Source organism: uncultured Fibrobacter sp. (assembly GCF_947166265.1).
In the GTDB taxonomy this organism is placed as follows: domain Bacteria; phylum Fibrobacterota; class Fibrobacteria; order Fibrobacterales; family Fibrobacteraceae; genus Fibrobacter.
In genome coordinates this window covers 12,665-29,338 of record NZ_CAMVDO010000035.1, presented here as the reverse complement: position 1 = coordinate 29,338, position 16,674 = coordinate 12,665, and the positions used below count along the sequence as shown (strand labels likewise).

The following is a 16,674-nucleotide window of genomic DNA, read 5'->3' as shown; positions in this document are numbered from 1 at the left end:
AGCATTTCCATGGCGTGCAAGCGGTTCTGCAGCTGGCTACGTTCGGTCTGGCAGCTCACCACCACGCCTGTCGGAATGTGGGTGAGTCGCACGGCGGAGTCCGTCTTGTTGATGTACTGACCGCCGGCGCCCGAAGAACGGTAGGTGTCCATGTGAATGTCGGCTTCGCGGATTTCCACATCGACTTCTTCAGCTTCGGGGAGAATTGCAACGGTTGCGGCAGAGGTATGCACGCGGCCCTGTGTTTCGGTTTCGGGCACGCGCTGCACGCGGTGAACGCCACTTTCGAACTTGAGCGTTCCGTACACGCTGTCGCCTTCAATGAACACGCGGATTTCCTTGTAACCGCCCACGGTGCCTTCGCTTGCATCCTGAATGGTCATCTTCCAGCCCATGCGGCTGCAGTAACCCTGATACATGCGGAACAGGTCGCCCGCAAAAAGGGCTGATTCGTCACCGCCGGTGCCGCCGCGGATTTCGAGCGTGGCATTACGGTAATCCCACGGATCCTTCGGCACCATCAAAATCTGGAGTTCGTCGGTAATAACCGGCAACTTTTTTTCGATGTCGGAAAGTTCCGACTTTGCCATCGCGACCATTTCGGGGTCGGAATCGCCAAGGGCGGCCTTCCATTCTTCCTGGTCGTTTAGCATCTGCAGGTATTCCTTGGCCTTGAGTACAGCCTTTTCGATACCCTTGTACTGCTTGTGAATCTTGTTGTAACGGGCCTGGTCAGAAAGAACATCCGGATTCCCGAGTTCCGATTCCAGTTCCTCGTACTTTTCAATCAGTTTTTTAGCTTTATCTTTCATCGGGCACAAAGGTAGAAAATGTAGACAGTAGACAGTAGGCTGTAGACAGGAAAAAGGGTGGTAAATTCTATATTTTCTGCTGTGGAAATTTCTTCAATCGGTACATTTTATGGCGATGCCATTTACAAGTACGACGCTCCTCGGCAGGGGAGGCTGTTTGCGGGGCATCCGGGCCGAATTGAACTCAAGTCGGGGATGAATTTCGAAACGGCGCTTCGCGACCTTGAGGGCTTTGAACGCATCTGGGTGATTTTCCAGTTCCACGAGAACGAGGGTTGGCGCCCGACAACGCGCCCGCCCGTACCGCCGAAAGGCAAGGACCGTGTAGGCACCTTTGCAAGCCGGAGCCCTTACCGCCCGAATCCGATTGGCTTAAGCTGTGTGCGCCTGCTGAAAGTCGAAGGCCTTACTTTATATGTAGACGAGTCGGATTTGCTGAACGGAACGCCCGTACTCGATATCAAGCCCTACATTCCTATGGCGGATGCTTTCCCCGATGCCAAGGCGGGTTGGGTCGAAGAACAAGTGGGCGACTTGTGGTCGGTTCAGGTCACGGACGCGTTCGATGCGCAGAACCGCTGGATTGCCGAGCATAGCGCCTTTGATTTGCTTAGCTTTGCACAGGTGCAGCTTTCCCGTGGAAATTTCTCGAAGGATGTTTTCGATAGCTCTCGCCGTCGCTTGACTGTCGACGAATCTGCACATACGGGTGTGCTTGCGTATCGTACTTTCCGCATCCACTTTTCTTATGACGAAGCAGAACGCAAGGTCGTGCTGCAACGCATTGTGAGCGGCTATACCGACGAAGACCTAAAGCCCGGCGCCGAAGACAAATACGGTGACAAGGAATTACATCGCGCGTTTCTGCAATTTATACTTCAAATATCCCGCCATCTGTAGCGGGTGATTGAACGTGCCGTCGGCCATTTTGACCTGCAATTCTTCATCGCTTAGCAAAAGGCTTTCGATTTCTTCGGTGCTGTCAAAATTCGTGTGGCCGTTCTTGATGACGTTGTCGATAAAGACCACGTGAAATTTTCCGCGATGCCTGTCGGGGTTCACCGGGAAAGAACCTAAATAGGTTACAGGTTTCAGGTCACAGGTTTCAGGCTCGTCTAAACAATATCCGCATTCTTCCTGCAATTCCCTGATTGCGGCCTGTTCCGGCGTTTCGCCCTTGTCAATGATTCCTGCGGGGAACTCCAAGGCGATTTTACCCGTGCCGTGGCGGTACTGTTCCGTCATGACCCACTTGCTTTCGGGGGTTCGGGCAAGGATAAGCACCCAGTCCGGTTGCCACAACGTATAAAAATCATCGATGACCTTGCCATTGGGCAATTCGCAGGTTTCTTTGGCGACTTTTAGCCAGGGGGCGTTAACCAGATATTCCGTATTCAAGAGTTTCCAGGGTTTCATGTCCCGTAATTTAGAAAAAAACATTTTTTTTTGAACTTTTTTTGAAAATGTGTATATTTTTCTTTAACATGAGTGTCTTTACTTTTTATACGGAAGTGAATATCGGGTGCATCTGCGTCCTGATGTTGCTCCTGTATAGTATCAAAAGACTCCCGACTCCGCAACAGAAGTTTAAGCTGTTCTATAAACTGGTACTGTGGCATATTCTTTATTTCGCGAGCGACTCGCTGTGGGCGCTAGTGAATGACGGCACCATTCTCAAAAATACGTTTACCGTCTTGGCGGTAAATTATTCGAACGCGATTGTGGCGGCATTCCTGTTCTATAGCTGCTTTATGTATGCCGAAATAAGTACGCGGCCAGAAATGACTCGTGTGCAGATACAACGCCTTCAGGCAAAACTGAAAATTCCAATTTTTTTAGAAATGGTTCTATTGCTAGTTTCGTTTGTGCTCTTGCCAGATTTTTGGCTTGACAAGGAACTAGAACCTATTGACCTTTACTATTTCGTTTTGTTGTTCCTACCGTTTGTGTATATAATGACGGTAACAATTCGCGCTGTTGTTCGAGGCTTGGAACCTGAGCATCGAAAGAACCTTAAGACTATCCTGATCGTGGCAAGTTATACCCCTGGGTGTATTATTGCTGCGGGAGCGCAGCTTTTCTTATCCCTGACGACGCCGATTTTCTGCTTCTGGTGTACGTTGATAATCCTCTTTGTCTATTTGAATTCGCAGAATCAGTTAATATCGACGGATTCCCTGACTTCGCTGAATAACCGAAATCAGCTGGAACGTTACCTGATGCAGCTGCGCGAACCCAAAAATTCCTATGTGATTATGGTTGACGTAGATCATTTTAAACAGATCAACGATACCTATGGGCATGTAGAGGGGGACATGGCGCTGGTGGTGATTTCGAAGGCGCTTAAGAAAGCTTGCGGACGGCTAGGAAATTCGGTTTTTCTCTGCCGCTACGGTGGCGATGAGTTTCTGATGATTGCCCATACGGAAATGCCGGAGGGGGTTGTTTCTGTAATTCGAGAATGCCTGCAAGACGAAATCTCGAATAGGCGGGGCCCGCAAAAGTATACGATCGAGGTGAGTGTCGGCTATGCCGCCTGGGATGGTTTCGCCACGAATTTCAGGCGGAGTGTTGTCAGCGCCGACGAGATGATGTACGAAGACAAACGTTCCTAATCCATCTATCCTTCGAGTTTATTCTTCAGATAGTGCCTTGATGTCCAGGTAAAGTAGAGGACATCTGCGATGACGAGTGCTACGGCGCAGGCGAGAAATACAGGCTGGTGCATACCGAAATGCCCTGCCATGGAGCCTCCTACTAGAATGCCTGTACCGATTCCGATATCCCAGCCGGAGAGGTAGGTGCTGTTGGCGGTACCGCGCTGGTCGTGACGGGCGAGGTTCACGCACATCGTCTGGTACCCAGGGAAAATGAGGCCGAGACTTGTTCCGATAAGGAATGCCGAAATAAAGAAGGCGGCGGACGTGTGGCTGAACGCGAGTAAGAAGTAGGCGACCACATTCAAGGTCATGCCTGTACCCACCAGGTGAATCAGGTAGCCACGGTCAATGAGTCTGCCTGTCATGATGCGGTTTATAATCAGGCCCGCAGCAATCAGTGCATAGAACCAGCCGGATCCTCCGATACCGAGTTCCTTGGCGTAAAGTGCGATATAGTTTGTTACCGGGCCGTAGGCGAATCCGACGAAAATGAAATTTGCAAACTGCGGAATGGCTCGGGTGAGAAAGAATCGGTCGAGTGAAAGTGGGGCGTGCGGCTTTTTCTCTTTGCGCGGAACGTTCAGGGTCTGCACCAGGATAAGTCCGATGACGCACAAAATAATTGAAATGGCGAATACGAGAGTGTCGCCGAAGGCTTCGTACAGGAACATGCCTGTCATGGGGCCTGTCGCAAAGGCAAGGTTCACGCTGATGCCGAAGTAGCCGATGCCTTCGCCGCGGCGACATGCCGGCAGGGCGTCGATGGCGACCGTGTTGCTCGCCGTGCTCGAAATGCCGAAGAATAGGCCATGGGCAAACCGCACGGCGGCGAGAATCGGCAAGATGCCGACGGTCTTGTAGCCTAGAAAACAGGCGGTAAACGCGAAGAACGTCCAGAAGTACAGGGGCTTACGGCTGAGGGTATCCACCAGGAAACCGGCGAACGGTCGGCAGGCGAGAGCGCCAATGGTGTAGAGCGAGATGATGAATCCGGCAGTCGCGTTGTCCGTCTGGAATTTTTCGATAATGTATAGCGGAAGGATCGGCAGCAGCTGGTAAAAACTGAAGAACAGCAAAAAGTTCGCGGCGGCAACCGTCACGAAATTCCGCGTCCAGAGGGGCGGCTTAGTGGAACTGTTTATGTTTTCTTCTAAAGACATCTTGTAAACTTTTTCCTAAATATAGCTTTTCTTTTGCCCCGAATAGGTTTGTTCGAAGCTCGTTAATCCTGAACCCTGACTCTGCTCCCTGACACCTTTTACTATCTTGTTCTCCAAAAAACTAGGAGTTATTATGTCTGTACAAGTGATGGTAAATGGTATTCCGGGCAACATGGGCCGCATTGTGGCCGAAACCTGCGTGGCCCGCGGCCTCGAACTCGTCCCGTATTCTTTGACGGGTGAAATTATCGTTGAAAACGAAGCCGAAGTCGCCGGCAAGACCATCCAACTTTTGAAGCCGAGCAATCGCGAAGCTCGCATTGGCGAAGTTCTTGAAAAGTATCCGAACGTTATTTGCATTGACTATACGCACCCGACGGCCGTGAACGACAACGCCGCTTTCTACGTAAAGCACAAGATTCCGTTCGTGATGGGCACCACCGGTGGTGACCGCGAAGCGCTCGCCAAGCTCGTTGCCGAAGCCAATCACCCGAGCGTGATTGCCCCGAACATGGCAAAGCAGATTGTCGCTTTCCAGACGATGATTGAATTTTTGGCGAAGGAATTCCCGACGGCATTCAGCGGCTACAAGCTCTCCGTGGTCGAAAGCCACCAGAAGACCAAGGCCGATACGAGCGGTACCGCGAAGGCCGTGGTGGGCGACTTCCAGAAGATGGGTTTCGACTTCTCTGTCGACGATATCGAAAAGGTACGTAACGAAAAGGAACAGATGGAACGCATGCATGTGCCCGAAGAATACCTCGGCGGTCACGCCTTCCACACCTACAGCCTCGACAGCGCCGACGGTACGGTTCACTTTGAATTCCAGCACAACGTGTGCGGCCGCAAGATTTACGCCGAAGGCACCGTGGACGCCGTGAACTTCCTCGCATGCCACATTGCAAACGGAACGGCCAAGCCCTTCAACATGATGGACGTGCTCCGCTCCGGCAAGATGCGCTAGAGCTCGCGCTACGCGCTTTGGGCTATGGGCGCGCACCTGCGGTGCTTTGAGCTATGTGGAATACTCAAAGTGAGCGGAGCGAACGAGCTCAAAGCGAGTGAAACGAGCGGCCTCATACCTCATACCTATTATGCGTTCTTATATCCTCCGCCGCTTACTTTTGATGATCCCGACTCTCATCGGGATTTCATTGGTATGCTTTATCCTTATTCAGCTGTTGCCGGGTGGACCTGTGGAGGAAATGATTTCGCGTGCGCAGCAGGCCGCAGCCATGAAGGGTGGTGTTGATGCGTCCAAGGCGCTCTCACCCGACCAGATTGCGCAAATCCAGGCGTATTTCGGTTTTGACCAACCCGCCTGGAAACGTTATCTGACTTGGCTTTGGAATGTTTTGCACTTGGACCTAGGTTCCAGTTACACCTACGGGCTCCCCGTGTGGGACGTGATTACGAGCCGTTTCCCGATTTCGCTGTTCTTTGGTATTACTTCGTTCTTCCTGAGTTATCTTGTCTGCATTCCGCTGGGTCTCTGGAAGGCGGTGCATCATGGGAGCAAGCTGGATTCCCTTTCTTCGGGTGTGATTTTCTCGGGGTATGTGATGCCGGGTTACGCTCTTGGTATCCTGCTCATCATCTTTTTGGCAGGCGGTTCGTACCTTGACATTTTTCCGCTAGGGGGCCTCACGAGCGATGACTTCGAGGACTTTACCTTCTTCGAAAAGATGGTGGACCTCGGGCACCATTTGATTCTGCCGATTTTCTGCTACATGATTAGCGAATTCGCGTTCCTCACGTTCCTCATGAAAAACTCCGCGCTGGAAGAGTTGGGCAAGGACTATATGCGTACCGCCCTAGCGAAGGGTATGAGCTTTAACCAGGCGCTGGTGCGCCATGCGCTCCGTAACGCCCTGATTCCGATTGCCACACGCCTTTCTGAAATCTGCACCCTGATGTTTGCTGGGGCTCTCCTCATCGAGAAGGTGTTCGACATCGACGGCATGGGACTCCTTTATTACAATTCCATGGTGAACCGCGACTATAACGTGGTGATGGGTGTAATCTTCCTCAGCAGCCTGATGGCGATGATTGGCCGCCTCTTCAGCGATATCCTCTATACGCTGGTGGACCCGCGCATCAAGTTCTCGTAGTTTTAAGGCGCGATTTTCTCTTGTCTCTCGTCTTTAGTCTCTCGTCTTTTTTATATTGCAAACCATGAGTAATGAAATTGTTTCTCCGGCTATTGATTGTTTTTTGACGTCTCACGGTTACTCGGATTATGAGGTAACCCCTATTGCAGGTGCTGGTTCGGGCCGCAAGTATTATCGCATTGCCTCTGACAAGCGCTCCTCGGTGCTGCAGGTATCCGCTTCCGTGGATGAAGATTTTAAGCGCTTTGTGGATTATGCGGAAGCTTTCAATTCCTTTGGACTTCCGGTTCCCCGCATTTATTGTGTCGATGAAACCTCGTGCTCCGTCTTGCAGGAAGACCTCGGTGCCCACAACTTGCTCGATAACATCTTGCCTCCGGGACATGAAAAGAAGACAGGAAATGTCCGCATCCTCTACCCGGAAGTGATTGATTCGCTGATTAAGTGGCAGGAAGTTTCTCGCTCGCTTTTCAGCTCGCGCTCGGATCTGTGGCTTCGCCGTTTCGATTTTGATGCACTCAAGTGGGAAACGGATTACTTTACCGAGAACTACCTGAAGGCCCATAAGGGAATTGAGGAAATCCCGGAATACGTTCGTCAGTTCTATTCGCTCTTGGCCGTTTCGGTCGAAGCCCAGCATAAGGTGCTGATGCACCGCGATTTCCAGAGCCAGAACATTATCGTGAAGCCGAACTCCGAAATTGCATTTGTTGATTTCCAGGGCGCACGTCGCGGAGCCATGTTCTACGATCTTGCCTCGCTTCTGTGGGATCCGTATGTGGAACTTTCGTTGACCGAAATTAAGGACTTCTTCGAATACTGGCGCATTTCGTATCGCGAAACCAAGACGTACTCCAAGGAAGATGCCTGGGAAGCCTTTATTCATGCGAGCTTGCAGCGCGTGATGCAGGCCATGGGGGCTTATTGCTTCTTGAGTAAGGTCAAGGGAATCCAGAAGTTTGAAAACTACATTGAACCCGGAAAGCGTCAACTGCGCAGTGTCTTTAACGAGTTCAAGCAGGTTGCTAAGGCAACCTCTCCGAAAGTGTTCGACTTCATGGATAAGGCTCTGGTTTAGTTAAGAATTAAAAATGAAAAATTAAGAATGTCTCATCATTTTTAATTTTTCATTCTTCATTTTTCTTTTTTTAATGAATCCTATTTACGTAAAACATTATTCGGAATCGGTATCGTTTGCGAAGGCGCTCGGCCTTGCCTACGATGCTCTTGTGCATGGTCCTTCAGCGTTTGATGCGATGGCGGTGTGGAAAGCCTTATCGGAACGTATTGCGCAGGGAATTTATATGGGCGAGGGCTTGCTCTTGCCGCATACCCGCGTACCAGGACTTTCGGAACCTTTGCTTGCTTTTGTGGTTTGTCCGCCGGGCTTTACGGATATTCAGGTGAAGGCGGGACAGGTGCCGCAGTTTATGTGCTTGCTGCTTTCGCCGGCAGAGTCGGCGACCTGCCACACGCAGGTGATTGCCAAAATTGCGCGTAAGCTCTTGAATCCTCAGTGGCGAGCAAAGGCTTTGGCCGCAACTACGCCAGAAGAACTGACTACCCTGTTCGAAGAGTAATTGCGGTTTACGATTTAGTACTGGATGCTTCCGCCGGCCATGGCACGGTAACCTTCGTAGTCACCGAAGTAGCGGTCGTAACCCATGCGGATCGTTAGCCATTCCCAAGGCTTGAGTTCCAGTTTTCCTCCGAGTTCTACGTAATGTAGCGTCGTATTGTCGTTTAGGAATTTCTTGTCGGTTGCGCTTTCGGGAGTGTGCATGTCGGTGATGTTTCCGCCGAAGGCGGTGTCCTTTGCGACTGCGCTTGCATGAACATTTCCCCTGAATTCAGCACCCTTTAGCATTCCACTTTCCACCTGATACAATCCACCGATTTCGCTGTAGATTTCCTGGCTGTTAGGACCAAGGTCGCTCCCAAGGCTTTGCGAGTAGCTGCGGTAAGTGTATCCGCCGCCCTTGTGGTGCGTGTAAACCCAGGGTTCCACGCGGGTGTATTCGATGTACCAGTTCCAAAGAATCCCGCAGAGCCTTAAGTTGTCGCGGGCGAGTCCTACGGAGGTTGCCCACTTGTTGCCCCACCAGCTATCGTCGAACATGGAGGTGGGCGATTTCATATCGTCCCACAGGAGTTCTCCGTAAAGTTCCCAGTCGCGAATGGTCTTGATGCTTAAATCGAAGGCGAGCGAAATGTTGTCCTGGTCGCCTTGCAGGTGTTCTTGGAATACGTATGGGATAAACGGAATGACGTACGCCCATTCAAAATCTCGACCGCTGCTGTCCGCATCGATGTTTGGGTTCGGTTCTTCTTCGGTGGTGCTTCCGTAAAGAGCCGTTTCCGAAAGTCCAAGCGTAATGTTCAGGGGCAGTTCGAGATCGAGCCTATGGACGTGCATATACTTTCCGAAATTTTTCTTTTCGAAAAGTTTCATGGCGTATTGCGTGTAGGCGATCGGGCCGAGTTCAAAACGGTAGCCGAAATAGGGCGTGGGGGCGGGCTCGAAAATGCGGCTTGTGCTATCTTGCCACGGACGGAAATGATTTTGTTCGCCGCGAAGAATGACGTGGTTTCTTCGGGCGGGGCCCATGCTCAGGTAGTCAAATCCGGCAAGCAACTTGACGGCATCGAGATCGTAGCTTGAACTTGCTGCAAAAATATCCCAGGTGCGCTTACGGTCGTTTTGCTTGTTGTAGGGAATGCCTTCGTCCGGATTGTAGAAGTTGTCTGCAATTTCCTTGTTGGTATGGTCGGTGCTGACCTTGACGCGGGCGTTGAACCACAGACGTTCCGTAAAATGCCCTTTCAGAAAAAGGCGGACAGAAGCCGAATTGTCGTAGTGCGTCGGAGCGTTTGTCAGGTTTGTCATGGCAAGCGAGTCGGCCAGCTGGGCGCCTATGCTTATTTCATGGTGGCTCGCGGAGTCTGCAAAGGTGATGTGAGGCGTTCCGGGAAAGTTTTCGGTTGCATTTTGTGCAAATGACAGGCTTGAAAATGCAAAGAGAGTCGCAGCTGCAACGCTATGCCTTAATTTCATAAAAGCCTCCGTTCTTTTCGATAAAGCGCTTGAATCCCTTTGTCGAGAAAGTGATGGCAATAATGGTTGCAATTCTTGAAAACTGGAGCCTGTTCAAGCGTATCCCGAGACTGATTATCAATCCGAGTAGTACGGATGCTTTCGGAAAACCGTTCTTCAATGCGAAATGGATTCGGTTTCGGATCATGAGGCAATCGATAAAGGAGGGAACTTCCCCTTTTGCTATTTCGCTTCCGGTCGAAGAACCGATGTCGTGTAAGATGACGCTGTCGGTTGCCCAGGCGAGAGTGAACCCTTTTTTCTTCGCTTGCAGGCAGTAGTCGCTTTCTTCAAAATACAAGAAGTAGTCTTCACTCAAAAGGCCCGTACTCTTAAGGCATTCCGGTGAAATCAGGAACGACGATCCTTCTACATAGTCGAATCCCGTTTCGTTCTTGGAATTCGGTCGACGGATCGTTGCAAATTTCGGATGGATAAAACAGACTCCTCCCGAAAAATCCCCGTTGATTTTCTTGATGAGCGATCCCGTGATTCCGGCGCGTGCACTCTCCGCTTTTTGGAGAAGCTTTTCCAGAGCGGATGGTTCCGGGAGCGTGTCGTTGTTGAGTAGCCAGATGTAGCATCCTTCGTATTCGGCCTGTGCGGCAACAATTCCCTGGTTGCAGGCCGCGGCAAACCCGCGGTTCTCCTTGTTCCAGATCCAGCGGACCTTGAAGGCGAACGTATAGCTCCAAAAAAACTTTTGCGATTCTTCGGTGCTTGCGTTATCGATAATATAGACGCAGGCGGGGCGGACCGAATTCTTTTCGAGGGCGCGTAGGCAGTCTACGGTCTTTTTTTCGTTCTTGAAGTTGACGAGAATGGCGCATACGGAGGTATTCATCGGTCAAGTCCTTGCTTGAATGCTTGCAAAAACGCCTTGCCCATCTTGGCGTCGGGTTCGAGGTGTGCACTTTCCGCCCATTCGTTCCAGGCGTTCACAAAGAGAAACTGATGCTCTTCGGGACGCTTGCGGAGAATGCTTGATGCTTCGTGTACCCATTCGGCGAAATCTTCGGGGCTGTCGTTCTGGATTATGGTTGCCGCCTTTCTTCTCGGGGAATTGTCCCAGTTCGGGAAAACGGTTGGATAGTGGCGCTCGCTAAAGTTCTTGTACAGCGCAAGGGCGTTGCGGGCGACATCTGCGTAGTTCAGGCGCAGAACGGAGTAGACTTCGGGAAGCCCGATTTTTTTGGCGAGGTCGTTCCACTTTCGCTGTAAAAGTCGGATTCCTTTTCCCAGGGCGGACCTACTCGGGTATTCGGTGTTGTTCGGCTGGAAGTCTACGATGTCTTCGATTCCGTAAGAGGCGAGTTGTTCATCGGAAACGTCGCAGGCGAAATTGCGGACTGCAAAAACGCGGACGCCGCTAAAGCCTGCGTTCTTCGCCGCTTCGTCGAGAGTCTTTACGAAATCGGCGGGCGCGTCGAGCTTGCCCACGCGGTAAATGATAAAAACAGGTTTTCCCTGGGACTTGAGGTAGCGCTCGTCCTTGAAAATTTCGCAGAGGTGCCTTGCGTGATTCTGGTCGTCTGCTCGGTTGTAGGTTTGCTCTATCAGGATTTCTCGGTCCTTGCCGTCCCAGGCCCTGGACCAGGTCTCGTTTGCCCAGCAGAGGCAGAAGGGTATGTCGCATTCCTTGTCCGCAAGCATCTTTTGGAGCGGGGTTTCCAGGAGCTCCTTGCCGTTGAACCAGTAATGGTAATAGCAGAAGGCGTCGATGCCGAACTGGCGTGCCATGCGGGCTTGCTCGCGGCGAGTCTCGTCGCAGCGGAGGTCGTAGAAACCAAGTTCTGCAGGAAGGCGCGGTTGGCGGTGCCCTTTAAACAGCGGCTTTGCGCGGCAGACGTTAAACCACTCGGTAAAACCTTCGCCCCACCAGCGGTTGTTTTCCGGAATCGGATGAAATTGCGGCAAGTAGAAAGCGATGGTTTTCATTTGTTTTTCCCAAAGAGGAGGTGTACTGCAGGTGCGCCCAGTAACGAAAAGAGAATTTTCTTGAGTCGGCGTTCAGGAGTAGGAAATACCTGCGTACGGAAACGAATCAAGAAGGGGAGCGATGTTACAAGCAACGGCACACTCGCTCTTTTGTGCCAGTAGCGGTTCAGTTTTTTTAGAAAGCTTGCCTGAGCCGGGTTCAGGTTCAACAGTTCGCTTTTTTCAAGGAGCATGTCGGTCCAGGCGATTTGCCGTTTGCAGGTTTCGTCGAAACTAAATGGGGTGCCAAGACCGACGGAGTTTTCGCCGTGCAACCGGTATAAGACGACCGGCTGTTCGAGGGGGGCGATGTTGCCGTATTGGGCGGCCAAAAGTCCAATCCAGGCGTCGTGAACACCGACGGCGGCGGGAATGGGGAGAACCTTTTGAAGCAGGTTCGCCCTAAAAAGCGAAAGACAGCCGGTGACGTTGTTTGTGCCGGCGATTCTTGCTTCGGTCGATAGCCTTGGCTGTATGCCCGAAATGGCTCTCCACGATTTGTCTACGGTTTTTCCGCTTGCGTCGATTACCTGGGCATCCCCGAAAACGAGCATGGGCTTTGTTCCGTGTTCATCGCCCTTTTCGATTGCATTTTCGAGAATTTCGAGCTTCTGCGGTATCCAGATGTCGTCTTGGTCGGCTAGGGCGACGAGGTCGTTTTCGCCAAGCTCAGGCCTAGCATATTCGAGTGCCTTGGAAAAGGCTGCACGATGTCCCGTGTTCTGCGGCAGGATCGTTATTCTAAGAGGCAGGCGGCTTTCGTAGCTTTTCAGAATCTCGGGGGTCGAATCCTTGGATCCGTCATCGACTGCAACGATAAAATCGGCAGGGCGCGTTTGCGCAAGCAGGGAATCGAGCATCTGCGACAGATACTTTTCGCCATTGTAAGTTGCTAGGACTACGCCGATTTTAGCCATACAGTGAATATAGATTTTTTTATCTTATAAGGATAATGCGAAAGATTCTTTTTGTTTGCGATAAGAACGAGTGTACCAGTTTTGGACGCTTGACCTTGAACTTGGTCAAGGCGGTATCGGGTGAATTTGAAGCTCATGTACTTTGGCTTAAAACGCCCAAGTTTTTTGGCAAAGTCGATGCGTCTCCCGATGGGGGCTCACAGGAACAGGGATATGTGTCGCACGAGGTCTGGGCAAAATCGCTCTATACGGGGTATGCGACTTTTCGCTCTCCACTAAAGAGACTTGTCAAGAAACTTCAGCCCGATTTCGTTTTCTTTATCCGTCCGGAACTCGGTTTCCTGGTGCCGGTAGTTCGGAAACAGGCGAAAACAGTCATGTTTGTCCATGATACTTTCGCCGAAACGTTGTACCCGAACTCGCTCAAGTTCAAACTGCTGAATCTGTTCTACATTCGTCCGACGGTCAAGGCTGCTTATTTTGTCTATAATTCCGGTTGGACGCGTGGGCAGGCGGCGGACTATTTTGGACCGCAGATGTCTCAGAAGCCGGGAACCGTTATCGGATGCCCTATAGACAGCGACTTGTTCAACAAGCCTGAATCCGTGCCGACTGCTGCAGAAAAGAAACTTTTTCTCCGCAAGTACGGTATCCGGAATTTCGATGGAATGTGCCTGAACGTAAGCCTCGACGAACCGCGCAAGAATATCGAAACCTTCTTTGAAATGGCTCGGCTGCGCCCGTTTGTGGCCTTTGTGCGCGTGGGCAAATTTTCGGAACGCCTGCGTGCAATCGTGAACGAGAAAAAACTCTACAACGTGTATCATTTTAGCGAGTTCCAGGCGCACGAGCTTCGTGACTTTTACCGTCATGCCGATTTGATGGTGTACCCTTCGCTACTCGAGGGTTTCGGGCTTCCGCCCATCGAAGCGCTTGCCTGCGGGACGCCTGCGGTGGGGGCGGCGACTTCGGCCGTCAAGGAAAATCTTGAAGGGGCGTGCCCCTTGATCGATCCTCCGACAGATGCCGAGGCTTATGCCCGCGTACTCGACCGTGTACTAGCCGGTGAAAACGTGGTCGACAACGAAAAAGCAGCCGCCCTTTTGGACCGCTGCTCCATGAAATCTTTCAGTAAACGCGTGATTGATTTCTTGAAAACTATAAACGTAACTATTAACTAGTAACTATTTCTTCCACACCTTAATCAGACTGCGGCTCTTGCGGGTAGCAAGCCAGAGTGTCGGCCAGATCAGGATGATGTCTCGGATAAGGCTTGTCCAGGCTTCGGCCTTGTCGTGGGCGTCGCCGTCTTCGAGTTCAAAGCACCCGCAGGTAATGCCGAGGTCGTTGCCGAGTGCCCAGCTGAGTGCGATGATGAAACTCACGAACATCCAGAAAATGGCGAATGCCGATTCGCGCACGAACGGGGTGAAAATCATGGCGAGTCCGAACCACAGCTCAAATTGCGGGTAAACGAGCGCAAAGAAATTGTTCACGTTCTCGAGGTGCAGTGCCGGGAAAAACTGGTATTGCGCCACGAGGACCGCAAACTGGTGCGGGTCCTGAATCTTGAAAATGCTTGCGAAAATGAACATTCCGCCGATTCCGATTCGCAAGAGCGTTTCGAGGGCGCGGATGGCGAAGTCCTTTTGCAGGCGGTAAGCCGGAAAGCAAAGGCCCATGGCGACGATGATGGCGCCAAGCCCGACCTGAATGTTGTAGCGGTAGGCCTTCGGCCATAAATCAATAAGCCAGTCCTGGTCGGTAAACGTGAGTATAGATTCGGGGAACGAAATTTCGGCGACGCCAATGGCAACAAGAATCGAGGCGACCGCAAGGAGAATTCCAGAAAAAACGGTTTTCTTCATTATTGTACCTCGGCTGGCTTTTCAAGGATTTCCTGGCTACCGATCCAGTCGACGGACTTTGATTCTCCGACACGGATGTTGTTGATGACGGCAAGTGCAATGCAGAATGCGGCAAGTCCAAGCAGGAAAATCCAGTTCAGGGACTTTAGGTAAATCTTTAGATTGTCAATGACTTTTAAAAGCAATGTCTTCATAGAAGACAAAATACAAAAAAACGCACGGGCGAGAATCTATTTCTTCCAAAGGATCTTTTATTTTTCGATGAACTTCACGAATTCCTCGGGCGGAACCGGTTTCGAGAAAAAATACCCTTGGATGACGTCGCAGCCCATTTTCCGTAAGGTACGCAGCTGCGATTCGGTCTCGACGCCTTCGGCAATGCAGGGAACCTTTAGGAACTTGGCAATGTCGATAATCAGCTCGACCATCTTCTTGTTCTTTTCGTTCTTTTCCATGTTGCGGACAAAGGACATGTCGATTTTCAGAATGTCGATGGGAAGTTCCGTGAGCATCCCTAGCGAAGAGTATCCTGTGCCGAAGTCATCCATTTCGATACGGAACCCCTTGCTGCGCATGCTGTTGAGAACATCGATGAGTCCCTGGGCGTTGTCGGAATAGGCACTTTCGGTAATTTCGATCATGTATTCCTTCGGCGAAAGCTTGTTCTGTTCCAGAATGTCGCAGAACTTGTTTTCGAGGTCGGGATCGTAGATGTCGATGCGGGATACGTTCACCGAAACGGGGACGGTAAAGTCGTATTCGTCCTTCCAGCGTCGAATTTGCGCGGCGGCTTCTTTCCACACGTAGTAATCTACCATCTGAATGAGACCGTTCGATTCGAAAAGGGGAATGAAGTCTCCGGGATTGATAAAGCCGAGTGTCGGATGAATCCAGCGGATAAGGGCTTCTGCCGACCGTAAATGCGGCTTGTCGCCTTGAATGGCGTACTTGGGCTGGTAGTAAACTTTCAGGTGCTTGTTTTCGATGGCCTCGTAGATGTCCCGGATCAGGTGTTCTTCGCGCAGGTGCTTGCTGTGTAGGCCGCTGTTGTAGAGGGCGACCGATACCGTGAAGTTCCCGCTAATGCGGTCGCAGGCGCTTTTCGCTCGGTCGAACCAAGATTCGGGGTCCGTACTCCGTTCTACGTATTGCCATACGCCGATTCTGATGCGGATGTTGTTTGCCTTTGCGACTTGGGCAAGCATTCCCTGAAGTGCCGTTTGAAGCTCTTGGTAATTGTCCTGGTGAATGCTGTAGATGTAAAAGACATCTGCTCCGGCTCGACAGGCGATTGCGTTCAGGGAGGTAAGCATCTGCTGGATGTATGCGCCTATCTGTGCAAGAATCTGGTCGCCGACGTTACGCCCGTAGATTTCGTTGATGAGCTTGAAATGCTCGATGTCGATGACGATGGCATCGCGGTCAGAACCCATATCCAATGGAATAATCTGCTTCAAGTATTCAAAGAAGTAGTCGAGCGTGTAAAGTCCCGAAAGCTTGTCTTTTTCGGTTTGCGATACGAGGTTCTTGTTTTCGTAGAGGTCAATGATGCGGGCGCAGCGGGTGAGAATGACTTCGTGGGATTTGAATGGCTTTCGAATGAATTCGTCCGCCCCCAGCTTGTAACATTCGTCGTCGGAACCTTCACCTGTGACGACGATGACAGGAATGCTGCTAAGGGAACTGTTCAGGGACCTTTGCTGCAAAAATTCAAGGCTGGTCATTCCAGGAAGGTCGATTTCCAGCAGTACAAGCGAATAAGTCGATGGGGAATCCATCAACAGCAAGAGTGCCTCTTGGGCATTTCCGACCACGGTGATGTTGTACGTTTCTTCCAGAATGCTTTGCAGGGCATTCTGGCATTCTTCGTCGTGTTCAACCACCATCAGGTTCTGTCTGGACTTGAACGCTTGCATCCTTTTCTCTTATTCTTGTAACATAAACATATATTAAAAACTCCGCTAGTGCATAAAAAATCTTTGATTTTTTGAAAAAAAACGGCATTTTCTATAATAATCCCCAAGACTTTAATCTAGGGGATTCGTGGAGGAAAATGCGAAAAAAACGCTCGGCGA

The 16,674-nt window shown here is 51.0% G+C and carries 17 protein-coding genes; 7 read left to right on the top strand and 10 right to left on the bottom strand.

Annotation, left to right across the window (positions count from 1 at the left end):
* Nucleotides 1-812, bottom strand: an 812-nt coding sequence (locus Q0W37_RS13080; RefSeq protein WP_297701997.1) for a PCRF domain-containing protein, incomplete at its 3' end; no start/stop codon positions are given.
* A 57-nt stretch (nucleotides 813-869) separates the two neighbouring features.
* Here Q0W37_RS13080 and tsaA point away from each other — a divergent pair.
* Entirely contained in the window at nucleotides 870-1,712 is an 843-nt protein-coding gene (tsaA, locus tag Q0W37_RS13075) for a tRNA (N6-threonylcarbamoyladenosine(37)-N6)-methyltransferase TrmO (RefSeq protein ID WP_297701996.1), read from the top strand.
* Here tsaA and Q0W37_RS13070 read toward each other — a convergent pair.
* Nucleotides 1,662-2,228, bottom strand: coding sequence for an NUDIX hydrolase (locus Q0W37_RS13070; RefSeq protein WP_297701995.1), 567 nt, complete (start codon nucleotides 2,226-2,228; stop codon nucleotides 1,662-1,664). The genes tsaA and Q0W37_RS13070 overlap by 51 nt on opposite strands.
* Nucleotides 2,229-2,296: 68 nt before the next feature.
* On the opposite strand from Q0W37_RS13070, the gene Q0W37_RS13065 reads away from it, so the two are divergent.
* On the top strand, nucleotides 2,297-3,427 hold the full coding sequence (locus Q0W37_RS13065; protein WP_297701994.1) for a GGDEF domain-containing protein: 1,131 nt from the start codon (nucleotides 2,297-2,299) through the stop codon (nucleotides 3,425-3,427).
* A 5-nt stretch (nucleotides 3,428-3,432) separates the two neighbouring features.
* Here Q0W37_RS13065 and Q0W37_RS13060 read toward each other — a convergent pair whose 3' ends face one another.
* On the bottom strand, nucleotides 3,433-4,632 hold the full coding sequence (locus Q0W37_RS13060; RefSeq protein WP_297701993.1) for an MFS transporter: 1,200 nt from the start codon (nucleotides 4,630-4,632) through the stop codon (nucleotides 3,433-3,435).
* A 133-nt stretch (nucleotides 4,633-4,765) separates the two neighbouring features.
* On the opposite strand from Q0W37_RS13060, the gene dapB reads away from it, so the two are divergent.
* The 4 genes from dapB to Q0W37_RS13040 all read left to right on the top strand — a co-directional run bounded on the left by dapB (nucleotide 4,766) and on the right by Q0W37_RS13040 (nucleotide 8,323).
* On the top strand, nucleotides 4,766-5,596 hold the full coding sequence (gene dapB / locus Q0W37_RS13055; RefSeq protein WP_297701992.1) for a dihydrodipicolinate reductase: 831 nt from the start codon (nucleotides 4,766-4,768) through the stop codon (nucleotides 5,594-5,596).
* Between the two features lie 130 nt (nucleotides 5,597-5,726).
* A complete protein-coding gene (locus Q0W37_RS13050) occupies nucleotides 5,727-6,743 on the top strand; it encodes an ABC transporter permease subunit (protein WP_073320565.1) in 1,017 nt (338 codons plus the stop codon).
* Between the two features lie 64 nt (nucleotides 6,744-6,807).
* Complete coding sequence (locus Q0W37_RS13045; protein WP_297701991.1) at nucleotides 6,808-7,821, top strand: phosphotransferase; 1,014 nt, start codon at nucleotides 6,808-6,810, stop codon at nucleotides 7,819-7,821.
* 73 nt (nucleotides 7,822-7,894) lie between these two features.
* The gene (locus tag Q0W37_RS13040; RefSeq protein ID WP_297701990.1) at nucleotides 7,895-8,323 is read left to right on the top strand and encodes a PTS sugar transporter subunit IIA; all 429 of its coding nucleotides are present in this window, start codon (nucleotides 7,895-7,897) and stop codon (nucleotides 8,321-8,323) included.
* 14 nt (nucleotides 8,324-8,337) lie between these two features.
* On the opposite strand, the gene Q0W37_RS13035 is transcribed toward Q0W37_RS13040, so the two are convergent.
* Genes Q0W37_RS13035 through Q0W37_RS13020 form a run of 4 tightly spaced genes read right to left on the bottom strand, consistent with a single transcriptional unit; the run spans nucleotide 8,338 to nucleotide 12,731 of the window.
* On the bottom strand, nucleotides 8,338-9,798 hold the full coding sequence (locus tag Q0W37_RS13035; protein WP_297701989.1) for a hypothetical protein: 1,461 nt from the start codon (nucleotides 9,796-9,798) through the stop codon (nucleotides 8,338-8,340).
* On the bottom strand, nucleotides 9,782-10,681 hold the full coding sequence (locus Q0W37_RS13030; RefSeq protein WP_297701988.1) for a glycosyltransferase family 2 protein: 900 nt from the start codon (nucleotides 10,679-10,681) through the stop codon (nucleotides 9,782-9,784). The genes Q0W37_RS13035 and Q0W37_RS13030 overlap by 17 nt, the downstream gene beginning before the upstream one ends.
* A complete protein-coding gene (locus Q0W37_RS13025; RefSeq protein WP_297701987.1) occupies nucleotides 10,678-11,775 on the bottom strand; it encodes a glycoside hydrolase family 99-like domain-containing protein in 1,098 nt (365 codons plus the stop codon). Before Q0W37_RS13025 ends, Q0W37_RS13030 begins: the two co-directional genes overlap by 4 nt.
* Nucleotides 11,772-12,731: a glycosyltransferase gene (locus tag Q0W37_RS13020; RefSeq protein ID WP_297701986.1), complete on the bottom strand. Its 960-nt coding sequence runs from the start codon at nucleotides 12,729-12,731 to the stop codon at nucleotides 11,772-11,774. The genes Q0W37_RS13025 and Q0W37_RS13020 overlap by 4 nt, the downstream gene beginning before the upstream one ends.
* Nucleotides 12,732-12,766: 35 nt before the next feature.
* Here Q0W37_RS13020 and Q0W37_RS13015 point away from each other — a divergent pair, with 35 nt between their 5' ends.
* Entirely contained in the window at nucleotides 12,767-13,912 is a 1,146-nt protein-coding gene (locus Q0W37_RS13015) for a glycosyltransferase (RefSeq protein ID WP_297701985.1), read from the top strand.
* A 3-nt stretch (nucleotides 13,913-13,915) separates the two neighbouring features.
* Here Q0W37_RS13015 and Q0W37_RS13010 read toward each other — a convergent pair whose 3' ends face one another.
* The 3 genes from Q0W37_RS13010 to Q0W37_RS13000 are packed head-to-tail and all read right to left on the bottom strand — an operon-like array spanning nucleotide 13,916 to nucleotide 16,515.
* The gene (locus Q0W37_RS13010) at nucleotides 13,916-14,599 is read right to left on the bottom strand and encodes a MauE/DoxX family redox-associated membrane protein (protein WP_297701984.1); all 684 of its coding nucleotides are present in this window, start codon (nucleotides 14,597-14,599) and stop codon (nucleotides 13,916-13,918) included.
* Entirely contained in the window at nucleotides 14,599-14,793 is a 195-nt protein-coding gene (locus tag Q0W37_RS13005) for a hypothetical protein (protein WP_297701983.1), read from the bottom strand. Before Q0W37_RS13005 ends, Q0W37_RS13010 begins: the two co-directional genes overlap by 1 nt.
* Nucleotides 14,794-14,850: 57 nt before the next feature.
* Nucleotides 14,851-16,515: an EAL domain-containing response regulator gene (locus tag Q0W37_RS13000; RefSeq protein WP_297701982.1), complete on the bottom strand. Its 1,665-nt coding sequence runs from the start codon at nucleotides 16,513-16,515 to the stop codon at nucleotides 14,851-14,853.
* Between the last annotated feature and the right edge of the window lie 159 nt (nucleotides 16,516-16,674).